Source organism: Polynucleobacter sp. IMCC 29146, from assembly GCF_021395195.1.
Taxonomy (GTDB): Bacteria; Pseudomonadota; Gammaproteobacteria; order Burkholderiales; family Burkholderiaceae; genus Polynucleobacter.
Window position 1 is genome coordinate 306,689 of record NZ_JAJVCR010000001.1, and the last position, 14,954, is coordinate 321,642.

The following is a 14,954-nucleotide window of genomic DNA, read 5'->3' on the forward strand; positions in this document are numbered from 1 at the left end:
TTCATACACCAGCGTCTGATTCGTCAATCGCACAAACTGCTACGAATGGGTTCCAGGCTCGCCATCTGCGTTGGTTATTGCAATTGCAATGATTAAGGGTTCAATGAGTACCACCATTTACCCCACCAACGGTCTTTGATGTTCGACACTTTTACAGTGCCGACCCAAAGTTCTTTTTTGTTACCAGCGCCTTACTGAGCCGCTTGTAACGAAGTTTGATCCACGCGTACACCAGCACCCATCGTGCTGCTAACCGCGACTTTCTTTAAATAAATACCTTTAGTTGAAGTAGGCTTCGCCTTGTTTAATGCCTCAAGCAGAGCAAGTAAATTACTCTTTAGCGCAGTTGGCTCAAACGAACGACGGCCAATACTTGCATGCACAATGCCGGCCTTATCTACACGAAATTGCACTTGACCTGCTTTAGCATTTTTAACTGCAGTAGCAACATCTGGCGTCACCGTACCAACTTTAGGATTCGGCATTAAACCGCGTGGGCCCAAAACTTGGCCCAAGGTGCCAACGATTTTCATCGTGTCTGGCGAGGCAATCAAAATATCGAAATCGATTTTTCCGCCTTTAATTTGTTCAGCTAAATCTTCCATGCCAACAATTTCTGCACCAGCAGCTTTAGCTTGTTCGGCTTTCTCGCCTTGGGCAAAAACTGCTACTCGCACATGCTTACCAGTACCTGCGGGCAATACTACTGCGCCACGCACCACTTGGTCGGATTTTTTAGCGTCAATGCCCAATTGCACAGCAACGTCAATCGACTCATCGAATTTAGCAGTGGCACATTCTTTAACTAAGTTGAGCGCGTCATCTAAGGAGTAAAACTTGTTACGGTCTACTTTGGCTTGAATGACTTTGGTGCGCTTGGATAATTTTGTCATGATTAGAGGCCCTCAACCGTAATGCCCATCGAGCGAGCGCTACCTGCGATCGTGCGCACGGCAGCGTCCATATCGGCAGCAGTAAGATCGGGCATTTTTGTTTTAGCAATTTCTTCAGCTTGTGCCCGGCTGATTTTTCCCACCTTATCGGTATGAGGACGCGGCGAACCTTTTTCAATTTTGGCCGCTTTCTTAATTAAAATTGAAGCAGGCGGGGTCTTCATCACAAACGTGAAGCTCTTGTCTGCAAAGGCAGTAATCACGACGGGAATAGGTAAGCCAGGCTCCATGCTCTGGGTTTGAGCATTAAACGCTTTACAAAATTCCATAATATTGAGGCCGCGCTGACCTAAAGCTGGTCCAACGGGGGGTGATGGGTTGGCTTTTCCTGCAGGAATCTGCAGTTTTATAAAGCCAATAATTTTCTTTGCCATGAATTACTCCTAAAAAGCGCGCCGCGTGTTCATTAATAGAATACAAAGCCGCCGTTGAGTAGACGCTTCACCAGATTTGGCAATGCTGGATCGGCTCCTCGGTTACTGCAAATACGAAAAAACTAAAACAAATTACATCTTTTCCACTTGGCCAAACTCGAGCTCAACTGGCGTACCGCGACCGAAGATTGTAACAGAAACACGTAAACGTGACTTCTCGTAGTTCACTTCCTCGACATTGCCATTGAAATCGGTAAACGGGCCTTCTTTAACCCGCACCATCTCGCCAACTTCAAATAAGGTCTTCGGCTTAGGTTTATCAACCCCAGCCTGCATTTGATCCATGATTTTGCTGACTTCGGCAGTTGAAATGGGGGAAGGGCGATTGCGCACTCCACCGACAAAACCCGTAACTTTGGGGGTATTTTTGACCAAATGCCAGCTTTCATCGGTCATTTCCATCTCAATGAGTACGTATCCAGGGAAAAAACGCCGCTCTGAAACCGACTTTTGCCCCGCTTTAATCTCTACAACCTCTTCAGATGGCACCAAAATACGGCCAAATTTATCGAGCATACCCGATTGGGCGATCCGCTCTTCCAGGCCCTTTTTCACGCTTTTTTCCATGCCGGAGTAGGCGTGAATCACGTACCAGCGCATATTGCCAGTGGCTTGGGGGTTGGTGGCTAATTCTGCATCAATCATTTTTTACTCACTTCCAGCCCAACAGGACTGAAAAAACTAACCATTCAATTAATTTGTCTGCAAACCATAAAAATAGCGACATGATTAGGACAAAGCCAAAAACAACCAGAGTCATTTGGGTTGCTTCTTTGCGGGTGGGCCAGACTACCTTTTTGACCTCATACCAAGACTCTCTTGCATAAACAATGAAACGTTTGCCCTCTGGGGAGATGGCAACAATACCTACTGCCAGTGCAATACCGCCAAACAAAATTGCTAAACGCAGCCAAATTGTTTGATCAATCAGGATGTAATACAAAACTAAAGCAACAATAACGATAGCTACTGCAAGGAAGGTAACCCAAGCAGATTTAGATTCGTTATGACTAAGCGACTGTTGTGACATGTAATTTCAATTCAAACGTGTGGCAGGGGCGGAGGGCATCGAACCCCCAACCTTTGGTTTTGGAGACCAACGCTCTGCCAATTGAGCTACGCCCCTATTTTTCAATTAATCAAACCCTAAGCCAAAATCTTTGCAACTACACCAGCACCAACTGTACGGCCACCTTCACGAATCGCAAAACGTAAGCCTTCTTCCATGGCGATGGGAGCAATCAGTTTTACGGTAATCGTGACGTTATCGCCTGGCATCACCATCTCTTTATCTTTTGGCAACTCAATCGATCCGGTTACGTCAGTAGTACGGAAGTAAAACTGGGGGCGATAGTTGTTAAAGAAGGGCGTATGACGACCACCTTCATCTTTTGACAGCACATAGACTTCAGCGGTGAAGTGGGTATGCGGTGTAATTGAACCGGGCTTCGCTAAGACTTGGCCGCGCTCGACTTCTTCACGCTTAGTGCCGCGCAATAAAATACCGACGTTATCGCCTGCTTGACCTTGATCGAGTAATTTGCGGAACATCTCAACCCCAGTACAGGTGGTTTTGATGGTGGGCTTAATACCGATGATTTCAATTTCTTCACCAACTTTAACAATGCCACGCTCGATACGGCCAGTAACGACTGTACCGCGACCGGAGATCGAGAAGACATCTTCTACTGGCATCAAGAACGCGCCGTCAACTGCACGCTCGGGGGTGGGAATATAAGTATCTAAGGCTTCGGCTAAGGCCATGATGGCGCCTTCACCGAGTTCGCCCTTGTCGCCTTCTAAGGCAAGCTTAGCCGAACCTTTAACGATGGGGGTGTCATCACCAGGGAAGTCGTATTTGGATAAGAGCTCACGCACTTCCATTTCGACTAACTCGAGTAGTTCAGCGTCATCGACCATATCGCACTTATTTAAAAAGACGATGATGTAAGGCACGCCAACTTGGCGGGCGAGCAAAATATGTTCGCGGGTTTGGGGCATTGGGCCATCGGCAGCAGAGACCACTAAGATGGCGCCGTCCATTTGTGCAGCACCAGTAATCATGTTCTTAATGTAGTCGGCGTGACCTGGGCAATCGACGTGCGCGTAGTGACGATTCTTGGTCTCATACTCAACGTGGGCAGTATTAATGGTAATACCGCGAGCCTTCTCTTCTGGCGCAGCGTCAATTTGATCGTACGCTTTTGCTTCGCCACCAAACACTTTAGAGAGCACGGTGGTAATTGCCGCAGTCAGGGTTGTTTTGCCATGGTCAACGTGGCCAATCGTACCGACGTTAACGTGCGGTTTAGTCCGTTCAAATTTTTCTTTTGCCATTTTTTATCTGCCTTCTGTTTAACTCTTTAATTAATTAAATCTATTCACTTGCACAAAAAACATGGTGCCCATGGGCAGGATCGAACTGCCGACCTCTCCCTTACCAAGGGAGTGCTCTACCACTGAGCCACATGGGCAAAATCTACTGCTGATATTCAGCTGGAGCGGGTGAAGGGAATCGAACCCTCGTCATAAGCTTGGAAGGCTTCAGCTCTACCATTGAGCTACACCCGCAGCGTTTTATCAACTCATTCGCCAACTATCTTCACTCAAATCTCTTAACCCGCTGCTTATTGCTAATTCCTACCGCCACTACTGAGAAGCACTACTGTATTCCTTACATCTGGTGGAGAGAGTTGGATTCGAACCAACGTAGGCGTAAGCCAACAGATTTACAGTCTGCCCCCTTTAGCCGCTCGGGCATCTCTCCGCGAACCGAACATTTTCACCCGAACCAGCCGGCATGTCAATCTGTAAGTCCTTTTCCCACAAGTAAAAACGCCCAGACCTAAGAGGGTCTGGGCGTTACATTGGTGCCCGGCAATTACCTACTTTCACACGGGTAATCCGCACTATCATCGGCGTTGAGTCGTTTCACTGTCCTGTTCGGGATGGGAAGGGGTGGTTCCAACTCGCTATGGTCACCGGGCGTAGAGGGTGGGGTTGTTTATTCAACAACCCCATTTGAGTAAGCAAATTTGGATAGCGATTCAATTTATATCAATCGCACAAACATCCAACACCAATGGTGCTGGTTATAGGATCAAGCCTAACGGGCAATTAGTATCGGTTAGCTTAACGCATTACTGCGCTTCCACACCCGACCTATCAACGTTGTGGTCTTCAACGACCCTTTATGGAGCTTAAAGCTCCGGGAGATCTCATCTTCAGGCAAGTTTCCCGCTTAGATGCTTTCAGCGGTTATCTCTTCCGTACATAGCTACCCTGCGATGCTTCTGGCGAAACAACAGGTACACCAGCGGTACGTCCACTCCGGTCCTCTCGTACTAGGAGCAGCCCCCGTCAAATCTCCAACGCCCATGGCAGATAGGGACCAAACTGTCTCACGACGTTTTAAACCCAGCTCACGTACCTCTTTAAATGGCGAACAGCCATACCCTTGGGACCGGCTACAGCCCCAGGATGAGATGAGCCGACATCGAGGTGCCAAACACCGCCGTCGATATGAACTCTTGGGCGGTATCAGCCTGTTATCCCCAGAGTACCTTTTATCCGTTGAGCGATGGCCCTTCCATACAGAACCACCGGATCACTATGACCTGCTTTCGCACCTGCTCGACTTGTCGGTCTCGCAGTTAAGCACGCTTTTGCCATTGCACTTTAGGCACGATGTCCGACCGTGCCAAGCGTACCTTCGTACTCCTCCGTTACACTTTGGGAGGAGACCGCCCCAGTCAAACTGCCTACCATGCACTGTTCCCGACCCAGATAATGGGCCAAGGTTAGAACCTCAAACAAACCAGGGTGGTATTTCAAGGTTGGCTCCATCAGGACTAGCATCCTAACTTCAAAGCCTCCCACCTATCCTACACAGACCGGTTCAAAGTCCAATGCAAAGCTACAGTAAAGGTTCATGGGGTCTTTCCGTCTAGCCACGGGTAGATTGCATCATCACAAACATTTCAACTTCGCTGAGTCTCAGGAGGAGACAGTGTGGCCATCGTTACGCCATTCGTGCAGGTCGGAACTTACCCGACAAGGAATTTCGCTACCTTAGGACCGTTATAGTTACGGCCGCCGTTTACTGGGACTTCAATCAAGAGCTTGCACCCCATCATTTAATCTTCCAGCACCGGGCAGGCGTCACACCCTATACGTCCACTTTCGTGTTTGCAGAGTGCTGTGTTTTTATTAAACAGTCGCAGCCACCTTTTTATTGCAACCCCTTTGCCCTTCCGTTGTTCACGGTCAAGCTACCAGGGCGCACCTTATCCCGAAGTTACGGTGCAAATTTGCCGAGTTCCTTCTCCTGAGTTCTCTCAAGCGCCTTAGAATACTCATCTCGCCCACCTGTGTCGGTTTGCGGTACGGTCTTGTTAGACTGAAGCTTAGAGGCTTTTCTTGGAACCACTTCCAATTGCTTCGCGAGCAAGCTCACTCGTCCCACACCCTTGAATTACGCTACCGGATTTACCTAATAGCCATCTCCAATGCAGGAACCGGGAATATCCAACACCCGGACAACTTTCCGCGATCCGTCCCCCCATCGCATCTAACAATGGTCAAGGAATATTAACCTTGTTCCCATCAGCTACGCATCTCTGCCTCGCCTTAGGGGCCGACTCACCCTGCGCCGATGAACGTTGCGCAGGAAACCTTGGGCTTACGGCGAGGGGGCTTTTCACCCCCTTTATCGCTACTCATGTCAGCATTCGCACTTCTGATACCTCCAGCATGGTTTACACCACACCTTCACAGGCTTACAGAACGCTCTCCTACCATCACATTGCTGTGATCCGCAGCTTCGGTTATATGCTTAGCCCCGTTACATCTTCCGCGCAGGACGACTCGATCAGTGAGCTATTACGCTTTCTTTAAAGGATGGCTGCTTCTAAGCCAACCTCCTGACTGTTTTAGCCTTCCCACTTCGTTTCCCACTTAGCATATATTAGGGACCTTAGCTGGCGGTCTGGGTTGTTTCCCTCTTGACACCGGACGTTAGCACCCGATGTCTGTCTCCCGTGCTTGCACTCATAGGTATTCGGAGTTTGCTATGACGCGGTAATCCGCAATGGACCCCACAATCATGACAGTGCTCTACCCCCTATGGTGATACACGAGGCACTACCTAAATAGTTTTCGGAGAGAACCAGCTATTTCCAGTTTTGTTTAGCCTTTCACCCCTATCCACAGCTCATCCCCTAACTTTTCAACGTTAGTGGGTTCGGTCCTCCAGTACGTGTTACCGCACCTTCAACCTGGCCATGGATAGATCAACTGGTTTCGGGTCTACACCCAGCAACTAACGCCCTATTCGGACTCGCTTTCGCTACGCCTTCCCTATTCGGTTAAGCTTGCTACTGAATGTAAGTCGCTGACCCATTATACAAAAGGTACGCAGTCACCCCTTACGAGGCTCCTACTGATTGTATGCATGCGGTTTCAGGATCTATTTCACTCCCCTCCCGGGGTTCTTTTCGCCTTTCCCTCACGGTACTTGTTCACTATCGGTCGATTACGAGTATTTAGCCTTGGAGGATGGTCCCCCCATATTCAGACAGGATTTCACGTGTCCCGCCCTACTTGTCTCTAGCCTAGTACCACCCAATAATTTTCACATACGGGACTATCACCCTATATTGTTGGACTTTCCATTCCATTTTGTTAATTACTGAGCTATCACTAGAAGGCTCTTCCCATTTCGCTCGCCACTACTCTGGGAATCTCGGTTGATGTCTTTTCCTCTCGCTACTTAGATGTTTCAGTTCACGAGGTTCGCTCCACACACCCTATGTATTCAGGTGTGGGTGCCGCAAAAGCGGCGGGTTTCCCCATTCAGAAATCCCCGGATCAAAGCTTATTTGCCAGCTCCCCGGGGCTTATCGCAGGCTATAACGTCTTTCGTCGCCTGTAATCGCCAAGGCATCCACCACATGCACTTATTCACTTGATCCTATAACGAGCACCATTGCTAGTAACCGTTACAGGTTTTTACTTCTACTTCTGACATGTTTGCGCCGTAATCCAAACAATTTAAAACTCTTGCTTGTATTACTTTTGATTGATGATTCAATCACTACCCATATTACTTGTCTGATGCACTCTCAAAGATACATCAGACACTTTGCTTACTCAAATTTTTAAAGAACAGCCAAAAGAAAATGGCAAAACTAAACGTTTTGAATCGCTTAGTTTTGCTATTTAGTTTGATGGTGGAGGATGACGGGATCGAACCGACGACCCCCTGCTTGCAAAGCAGGTGCTCTCCCAGCTGAGCTAATCCCCCATCGACCCACTAAGTCTGTATTGCTTTTGGTGGTGGGTCTGGTAGGACTTGAACCTACGACCCCCGCCTTATCAAGACGGTGCTCTAACCAGCTGAGCTACAGACCCGTGGCTTTTGTTGTCAATCGATAAGTGTGGGCACTAAAGTTCCAGCATCTTTCTCTAGAAAGGAGGTGATCCAGCCGCACCTTCCGATACGGCTACCTTGTTACGACTTTACCCCAGTCATGAACCCTGCCGTGGCAGTCGCCCTCCTTGCGGTTAGGCTAACGGCTTCTGGCAAAACCCACTCCCATGGTATGACGGGCGGTGTGTACAAGACCCGGGAACGTATTCACCGCGACATTCTGATCCGCGATTACTAGCGATTCCAGCTTCACGAAGTCGAGTTGCAGACTTCGATCCGGACTACGATGCATTTTCTGAGATTAGCTCCCCCTTGCGGGTTGGCAACCCTCTGTATGCACCATTGTATGACGTGTGAAGCCCTACCCATAAGGGCCATGAGGACTTGACGTCATCCCCACCTTCCTCCGGTTTGTCACCGGCAGTCTCTTTAGAGTGCTCTTTCGTAGCAACTAAAGACAAGGGTTGCGCTCGTTGCGGGACTTAACCCAACATCTCACGACACGAGCTGACGACAGCCATGCAGCACCTGTGTTCACTTTCCCTTACGGGCACCTAATGTATCTCTACTTCGTTAGTGACATGTCAAGGGTAGGTAAGGTTTTTCGCGTTGCATCGAATTAATCCACATCATCCACCGCTTGTGCGGGTCCCCGTCAATTCCTTTGAGTTTTAATCTTGCGACCGTACTCCCCAGGCGGCTGACTTCACGCGTTAGCTACGTTACTGAGAATGTAAATTCCCAACAACTAGTCAGCATCGTTTAGGGCGTGGACTACCAGGGTATCTAATCCTGTTTGCTCCCCACGCTTTCGTGCATGAGCGTCAGTGTTATCCCAGGGGGCTGCCTTCGCCATTGGTATTCCTCCACATATCTACGCATTTCACTGCTACACGTGGAATTCTACCCCCCTCTGACACACTCTAGCTATACAGTCACAGGCGCCATTCCCAGGTTAAGCCCGGGGATTTCACGCCTGTCTTGTATAACCGCCTGCGCACGCTTTACGCCCAGTAATTCCGATTAACGCTCGCACCCTACGTATTACCGCGGCTGCTGGCACGTAGTTAGCCGGTGCTTATTCTTCAGGTACCGTCATTCGCAGACTGTGTTAGAGCTGCTGTTTCTTCCCTGACAAAAGAGCTTTACAACCCGAAGGCCTTCTTCACTCACGCGGCATTGCTGGATCAGGGTTGCCCCCATTGTCCAAAATTCCCCACTGCTGCCTCCCGTAGGAGTCTGGGCCGTGTCTCAGTCCCAGTGTGGCTGATCGTCCTCTCAGACCAGCTACTGATCGTCGCCTTGGTGGGCTTTTACCCCACCAACAAGCTAATCAGGTATCGGCCGCTCTCATAGCGCGAGGCCTTACGGTCCCCCGCTTTCCCCCTCAGGGCGTATGCGGTATTAGCACAGCTTTCGCTGCGTTATCCCCCACTATGAGGCACGTTCCGATATATTACTCACCCGTTCGCCACTCGCCACCAGGTGCAAGCACCCGTGCTGCCGTTCGACTTGCATGTGTAAGGCATGCCGCCAGCGTTCAATCTGAGCCAGGATCAAACTCTTCAGTTTAATTCCTGTGATCCTTGCGGATCGTCGCACTCATTCAAGAAATTGACTTGGTTAAAAACCAAATCTTTTTACTGTCTTGAGTACTGTTTTATTTACATCTGTCCCGAAGGACTGGATGCCTTTACCCAGTACCCACAATTATCGATTGACTAATTTTTAAAGAGGGCTGAAATGGCTTTTTTAGAAATTTCAGCGAAGTCCGCTACTATGACACAAGAATTGCAAGATGTCAACACCCATCTAGGTATTTCTGCTGATATTTTCAGAAATTCTTTACAAAAAACGGCCAAATCTGAAGATTAGGGAAAACCCTAGTCAAAAGCGCAAAACGGGGTAAAATGATGCAATGCACAAAATATGCTTTAAGGGTGCCGCAAAACCTACCCGCAAACCATTTATTTGTGGGCTTAATAGCCTGCCAGTGAGAGAACTGCATGCCGGTCATCGCGCAGCTATCTTGGCGCATTTTTTGCTTTTAGAAGCGGAAGATCGCCGTTTACGCTTTGGCCTTCCGTCTACTGATGTCGTTATTCAAAGCTATGTTGCCGAACTTGACTTTAAGCGGGATGCAATTTTTGGAATTTTCGATACCAACTTAAAGCTGATCGCGATTGCTCACCTAGCCTATTTACCGGTTGGGAACAAACGCAGTAAAGCTGCCGAATTTGGGGTTTCCGTTCTAGCCGAAAATCGTTATCAAGGGTGTGGCGCTGCATTACTAGAACGAGCAATCGTCCATGCGCGCAATACTCAGGTCACCACTTTATTTGTGCATTGCTTAGCGCAAAATAAAATCATGGTGCATTTGGCACTAAAAGCAGGTATGCAAATTGACTATGCCTATGGTGAAGCGGAAGCCTGCTTAAAGCTACCACCCGCAAATTCCAGCACGATATTTGCTGAGGCCGTTAATGTCCAGCTTGCAGATTTTGATTTCGCCGTCAAATCCAATCTAAATCAATCAAATAAAGCTTTACGCTGGTTGCTGAAAAAAACCAAGGCCCAATAAGCAGGCCTAGTGCTGGCATCTTTATTGGGTTGCTAGCTTAGTTTTGTGGTGCCGGCTTAGTAGCCGCTGCAGCTGAATTTTTATTGGCCTGGTCAATGCGCTCTTTGTCAGCCTCAGAAATCAAATCAAAAAACGTATAAACCGCTTTCACACCATTTGTTGAGCTCGCAATTTTCTTTGCACTTGCAGCCTCGGCTGCGGTCAAAATACCGAGCATATAAACGTTTGTACCTTCAGTCACGATATCCATTGAATTGGATGGGAGATTATTAGTAAAAATCATTTCCGTTTTAATTTTTGAAGTGAGATAGGCATCATTGGCTCGTGCCGTATAAGAACTAATGGGCCCAATGGTAAGTTCGTTAAAGACAGTACGAACATTTTTTAATTGCTTCACATCTGCTTCTGCTTGGCTTTTCATTTCTGCTGTTTTTACTTCACCAGTTAAAAGAACCTGTTGATTAAATGACGTTACATTGATGTGCGCGTCTTTGCCAAACTTATTGCTGAGCTGCGCCCCAGCTTCTAACTGAATTCCAATGTCGGTTGCTTGAGCAGCTGCGGTGCGCCGGTCGGCTAGCACGCTTGCGCTGCCTGCAACTGCGCCGACCGCAATGACACCGCAGGCATTTAATAAGCCCAGCAATGACAACAGACATAACAGCGCACTCACTGAACGAAATAGCGTTTTCATCTGACCTGACCTCTAAAGTTAATCGAGCAAAACATGATCAATCCCATCGCATAAGGCATGCAACAGAATTAAATGTGTTTCTTGAATTCGTGCAGTGCGCGACGCGGGCGCACATAAAAGTAAATCGTTTACGCCTAGTAAGTTGCTTAACTGACCACCGCCATTGCCGCTGAAGGCAATGACTTGAATGCCCATGGACTGCGCCGCCACAATTGCTTTCAACACATTTTTAGAGTTGCCAGAAGTAGTGATGGCCAATAAAATATCACCGGTTTTGCCAAGGCCGCGCACTTGCTTGCTAAACACTTCGTCATAGCTGTAGTCATTACCCACTGCAGTCAAAATAGAGGTGTCGGTGGTGAGGGCGATTGCTGCTAACTCACGCCGCTCGCGCTCAAAACGACCGATCAGTTCGGCAGCAAAATGTTGTGCATCGGCGGCTGAACCCCCGTTACCACAGGCCATAATCTTGCCGCCGGCCTGAAGACAGTTAGCCATCGCCAAAATGGCTTGGGCTGCTAGCGCTGACAGAGTCTTCGCGGCCTCTTCTTGGCACGCAATACTATCTAAGAAATGCTGCGCGGTTCGCGTCTCTAAGCTCGGCAGGGTCTGGTTATTCATCCTAATATTATGCCCCTAGTTTTACCAAGGGACGATAAGCTGCCTTCAAAATGCGGCCTTAAGCCACTCTAGTTGATCGCCTTTTATAGCAATCACATCAAAGCGGCACGACGGATAGTCCTTAGCGCGATAGTGGGATTGCAAATAGTATTGAGCTGTTTTATAAATCTTATTTTGTTTGCTGGCGTTAATGCTAGCTAGGGCGCCGCCCCAATTGCTTGAGCTACGCGCCCTGACCTCTACAAACACTAAAGTAGCTTGATCACGCATAATCAAATCAATCTCGCCCATGCGGCAGCGATAATTTAAGGTGACGAAGTTGAGACCTGCGCGTTGAAGATACTCTTTTGCTGCTGCTTCAGCTTTTTTACCGATGTTGTGAATGTGAATGGAGTGTCACCATGGAATTGGGTATAGCGGATTTTCTACAACAACAAGATTTACCGGCTAGTGCATTGTATGTAGTGGCTACACCGATCGGTAATTTAGGTGATATAACCTTGCGCGCGTTACATGTATTAAATGCAGTTGATGGCATTGCTTGCGAAGATACGCGTCATAGCGCTGCCCTGTTGCGGGCATTTGGCATTCATAAGAAATGTGTAGCGCTACATGAGCACAATGAGGTTGCGGCTACTAAAAAAATGATCTCCCACTTAAAGCAGTCGCAACGTTGGGCTTATATTTCGGATGCTGGTACGCCAGGCATTTCAGATCCCGGCGCTAAGCTCGTCGGTGCCGTTCAGCAAGCGGGGTTTCGGGTGATCCCCATTCCGGGGCCCAGTGCGCTTACTGCGATTGCCTCAGTTGGCGGCGGGGCACTTGATCATTTACAAGGCCGCTTTCAATTTATTGGCTTCTTGCCCCATAAGGTAAAAGAGCGTGAGCGCGTTTTAAATGAAATTAATTTGTCTGCGCAAGCGAGTATTTTTCTTGAGTCGCCACATCAAATCCAATCTAGCTTATTGAATCTATCAGCGATTCTTAAACCTGAGCGCGAAATCATTATTGGTCGTGAGCTGACTAAAAAATTTGAAGCAATCGCTTTTTTAACTGCAGGCGCCTTAAAAGACTGGCTTGCCAACGCAATTAGTCTTAAGGGAGAATTTATTATTTTAGTCGCCGGGGAGAAGTCTAGTGAACCACAGTCAGCCGACGCAGTGGCAGTACATCGCTGGATTAATGTACTTGCTGAATATTTAGGTAGCAAAGAGATTGCTAAGGTGGTGTCTACGGCTACCGGCATGCCCCAAAAAGCGGCGTATCAATTAGCGCTGATGGCTAAAAAACATTAACTCTATTTGGCTGCGGCCTTCGCGGCTGGAGCTGTGATTGCAGCGACCGCGGGTGGCACTGGCGCTGTATTTTCCGCCACTGAGGGTGGTACTGCGGCCGCACTCAGGGTAACCTGCCCAACCGGTTTAATCCGTTGTGCGATTCCTTTTTCTGCCTCAATGCTGCCGCCAGATTCGCGTTGGCCGCTATTAACATAAACCATTAACAATAAAATAATGAGAAGCGGAACAAAAAAACTGAGGCTAACCACCACAATTAATTGTTTTGGGGTTTTAATTAAACTACCGTGACCATTGCTCATTATTTTGCTCTTTTGCTAGTTTTTTTCGTTGATTTGTTAATTATAGCCAGCCCGAACGATTCCGGCACTTACAATAGAGCCTTAGTTCTTAATGCGCCCGTAGCTCAGTGGATAGAGTATTGGCCTCCGAAGCCAAGGGTCGCGCGTTCGATTCGCGCCGGGCGCACCAGCATGGGTAACTTTGATCCAAATCAAGCGGAAAAAACCAAAAAGCTCTATCATTCAAGCGTCTAAACCTCTATTTACATTGTGTCCAACTCTTTAAACCCCTCCTATGTTGATTCTTCGCGCGTTGCGCCGCTAACGCCCGATCAACCATTGCCTCACCGTAAAATTATTCGCAGCTGGTTAGAGCCGATGGCGAAGGGCGAAACGAGTCGGGCAATTGCTTTACTTTTGTTTGACGCAACACTTTGGCTAGGCGCCATTTTTGCCACCGTCTATTTTGAACATATTTTGCTTAAAATACTTTTTGGCGTAATCGCAGGATTTATCACAGGACGTATCTTTATCCTTGGGCACGATGCTTGTCATCAAAGCTTTACCGCTAATCGCGAACTGAATAAAGTACTTGGACGCATTGCCTTTTTGCCTTCGTTAACCCCCTACAGCCTCTGGGACATTGGTCACAACGTTGTTCATCACGGGCAAACGAATTTAAAAGGTTTTGATTTTGTGTGGGCGCCACTTTCAAAAGCCGAGTTTGATGCTTTACCTGCATGGCGCCAAACCCTTGAGCGCATTTATCGCAGCGGCTGGGGCCCAGTACTGTATTACATGATTGAAATCTGGTGGAAAAGAGAATACTTTCCCAATGCCACTTATAAGCCAGCGAACCGTGCCATTTTTATGAAAGATAACTATTTGGTCTCGGCCTTTGCGGTTCTGTGGCTTGGCTCACTCATTGCTGGGGCTTGGCTTACCGACCAATCGATTTGGATTACCCTGCTCACCGGTTTTGCTTTGCCATTTTTATTTTGGAATGGCATGATTGGTTTTGTAGTTTACGTACACCACACCCACCCCTCAGTGTCTTGGTACGATAAAAAATCGGAATGGTTAAGGGCTCAGCCCTTTGTTTCTACCACCGTTCATCTGACTTTTAATTTTGTCTGGGGCGCATTAATGCACCATATCATGGAGCACACGGCTCACCATGTAGATATGTCGATTCCCCTATATCGTCTTAAAGAGGCTCAGGCGAAGCTAGAAACTGTTTTACCAGAGCGAATTTTTATCCAAAAATTCTCCTGGAAATGGTATTTTGATACTGCCAGAGCCTGTAAGCTGTATGACTTTGAAAATAAGGCCTGGCTAGATTTTGATGGCAATAAAACCGCTGATTCAGTGAAAATTATGCTGACGCCTGCCCCAGCTTGCTAAAACGGGTAAAATAGCATTTCTGTAGATTAGTACCCCTCGGAATGCTTATGACCACCTCAACCACCGCCCCAACCCAAGACACCTCACAAAGCCTTAAATTTTGCTCATCTTGTAGTCGCGAGAAGCGCTTAGAAGGTGGTACGTGGATTCCTACGAGCAATCGCAAACAGCGCTGGATTTGTGCCAGCTGCCTCTATAACCGTACTCATCGTACGGGCTCAGCTAAAACCTAACGTCGGCTTGGGTATAACTAAGGTCTAC

Annotated in this window: 14 protein-coding genes, 7 tRNA genes and 3 rRNA genes; 6 read left to right on the forward strand and 18 right to left on the reverse strand. The window is 48.0% G+C overall.

Annotated features, from left to right (window positions below):
* Positions 1-191: 191 nt before the first annotated feature.
* The 14 genes from rplA to LZT22_RS01660 all read right to left on the reverse strand — a co-directional run bounded on the left by rplA (position 192) and on the right by LZT22_RS01660 (position 9,389).
* Positions 192-893 carry a 50S ribosomal protein L1 gene (gene rplA / locus LZT22_RS01595; RefSeq protein WP_233923305.1) on the reverse strand — a complete coding sequence of 234 codons (702 nt, stop codon included), beginning with the start codon at positions 891-893 and terminating at the stop codon, positions 192-194.
* Positions 894-895: 2 nt separating this feature from the next.
* Positions 896-1,327 (reverse strand): 50S ribosomal protein L11, encoded by a 432-nt coding sequence (rplK, locus tag LZT22_RS01600; RefSeq protein ID WP_233923306.1) that lies wholly within the window; start codon positions 1,325-1,327, stop codon positions 896-898.
* A gap of 132 nt (positions 1,328-1,459) precedes the next feature.
* Positions 1,460-2,032 carry a transcription termination/antitermination protein NusG gene (gene nusG / locus LZT22_RS01605; protein ID WP_233923307.1) on the reverse strand — a complete coding sequence of 191 codons (573 nt, stop codon included), beginning with the start codon at positions 2,030-2,032 and terminating at the stop codon, positions 1,460-1,462.
* A 7-nt stretch (positions 2,033-2,039) separates the two neighbouring features.
* Positions 2,040-2,417 (reverse strand): preprotein translocase subunit SecE, encoded by a 378-nt coding sequence (secE, locus tag LZT22_RS01610; protein WP_233923308.1) that lies wholly within the window; start codon positions 2,415-2,417, stop codon positions 2,040-2,042.
* Between the two features lie 20 nt (positions 2,418-2,437).
* Positions 2,438-2,513 (reverse strand) — tRNA-Trp (locus tag LZT22_RS01615).
* Positions 2,514-2,533: 20 nt separating this feature from the next.
* A complete protein-coding gene (gene tuf / locus LZT22_RS01620) occupies positions 2,534-3,724 on the reverse strand; it encodes an elongation factor Tu (protein ID WP_233923298.1) in 1,191 nt (396 codons plus the stop codon).
* 62 nt (positions 3,725-3,786) lie between these two features.
* A tRNA-Thr gene (locus LZT22_RS01625) sits at positions 3,787-3,861 on the reverse strand.
* Positions 3,862-3,884: 23 nt separating this feature from the next.
* A tRNA-Gly gene (locus LZT22_RS01630) sits at positions 3,885-3,958 on the reverse strand.
* Between the two features lie 110 nt (positions 3,959-4,068).
* Positions 4,069-4,154: transfer RNA gene (locus tag LZT22_RS01635), tRNA-Tyr, on the reverse strand.
* Between the two features lie 105 nt (positions 4,155-4,259).
* Positions 4,260-4,373: ribosomal RNA gene (gene rrf, locus LZT22_RS01640) — 5S ribosomal RNA — on the reverse strand.
* Positions 4,374-4,483: 110 nt separating this feature from the next.
* Positions 4,484-7,358: ribosomal RNA gene (locus LZT22_RS01645) — 23S ribosomal RNA — on the reverse strand.
* A gap of 257 nt (positions 7,359-7,615) precedes the next feature.
* Positions 7,616-7,691, reverse strand: a tRNA-Ala gene (locus LZT22_RS01650).
* 30 nt (positions 7,692-7,721) lie between these two features.
* Positions 7,722-7,798, reverse strand: a tRNA-Ile gene (locus tag LZT22_RS01655).
* Between the two features lie 58 nt (positions 7,799-7,856).
* A 16S ribosomal RNA gene (locus LZT22_RS01660) occupies positions 7,857-9,389 on the reverse strand.
* The 16S, 23S and 5S rRNA genes sit together here with 5 tRNA genes alongside, the layout of an rRNA operon.
* Positions 9,390-9,560: 171 nt before the next feature.
* On the opposite strand from LZT22_RS01660, the gene LZT22_RS12685 reads away from it, so the two are divergent.
* Together LZT22_RS12685 and LZT22_RS01665 are read left to right on the forward strand one after the other, a co-directional pair.
* Positions 9,561-9,692, forward strand: a complete 132-nt coding sequence (locus tag LZT22_RS12685; RefSeq protein ID WP_255700884.1) for a hypothetical protein — start codon at positions 9,561-9,563, stop codon at positions 9,690-9,692.
* 43 nt (positions 9,693-9,735) lie between these two features.
* A complete protein-coding gene (locus LZT22_RS01665; RefSeq protein ID WP_233923309.1) occupies positions 9,736-10,398 on the forward strand; it encodes a GNAT family N-acetyltransferase in 663 nt (220 codons plus the stop codon).
* A gap of 37 nt (positions 10,399-10,435) precedes the next feature.
* Here LZT22_RS01665 and LZT22_RS01670 read toward each other — a convergent pair whose 3' ends face one another.
* Genes LZT22_RS01670 through LZT22_RS01680 form a run of 3 tightly spaced genes read right to left on the reverse strand, consistent with a single transcriptional unit; the run spans position 10,436 to position 12,103 of the window.
* Entirely contained in the window at positions 10,436-11,092 is a 657-nt protein-coding gene (locus tag LZT22_RS01670) for a BON domain-containing protein (protein WP_233923310.1), read from the reverse strand.
* Positions 11,093-11,110: 18 nt separating this feature from the next.
* Entirely contained in the window at positions 11,111-11,713 is a 603-nt protein-coding gene (locus tag LZT22_RS01675) for a phosphoheptose isomerase (protein ID WP_233923311.1), read from the reverse strand.
* A 45-nt stretch (positions 11,714-11,758) separates the two neighbouring features.
* A complete protein-coding gene (locus LZT22_RS01680; protein WP_233923390.1) occupies positions 11,759-12,103 on the reverse strand; it encodes a YraN family protein in 345 nt (114 codons plus the stop codon).
* Between the two features lie 11 nt (positions 12,104-12,114).
* On the opposite strand from LZT22_RS01680, the gene rsmI reads away from it, so the two are divergent.
* On the forward strand, positions 12,115-13,008 hold the full coding sequence (gene rsmI / locus LZT22_RS01685) for a 16S rRNA (cytidine(1402)-2'-O)-methyltransferase (protein ID WP_233923312.1): 894 nt from the start codon (positions 12,115-12,117) through the stop codon (positions 13,006-13,008).
* Between the two features lie 2 nt (positions 13,009-13,010).
* Here the strand turns inward: rsmI and LZT22_RS01690 are convergent, their stop codons facing one another.
* The gene (locus tag LZT22_RS01690; protein WP_233923313.1) at positions 13,011-13,310 is read right to left on the reverse strand and encodes a hypothetical protein; all 300 of its coding nucleotides are present in this window, start codon (positions 13,308-13,310) and stop codon (positions 13,011-13,013) included.
* A gap of 93 nt (positions 13,311-13,403) precedes the next feature.
* On the opposite strand from LZT22_RS01690, the gene LZT22_RS01695 reads away from it, so the two are divergent.
* The 3 genes from LZT22_RS01695 (at position 13,404) to LZT22_RS01705 (ending at position 14,926) form a co-directional block, all read left to right on the forward strand.
* Positions 13,404-13,479: transfer RNA gene (locus LZT22_RS01695), tRNA-Arg, on the forward strand.
* A 188-nt stretch (positions 13,480-13,667) separates the two neighbouring features.
* Positions 13,668-14,693 carry a fatty acid desaturase gene (locus tag LZT22_RS01700; RefSeq protein ID WP_233923391.1) on the forward strand — a complete coding sequence of 342 codons (1,026 nt, stop codon included), beginning with the start codon at positions 13,668-13,670 and terminating at the stop codon, positions 14,691-14,693.
* Positions 14,694-14,740: 47 nt separating this feature from the next.
* Entirely contained in the window at positions 14,741-14,926 is a 186-nt protein-coding gene (locus LZT22_RS01705) for a hypothetical protein (RefSeq protein WP_233923314.1), read from the forward strand.
* The last annotated feature ends 28 nt before the right edge of the window (positions 14,927-14,954 follow it).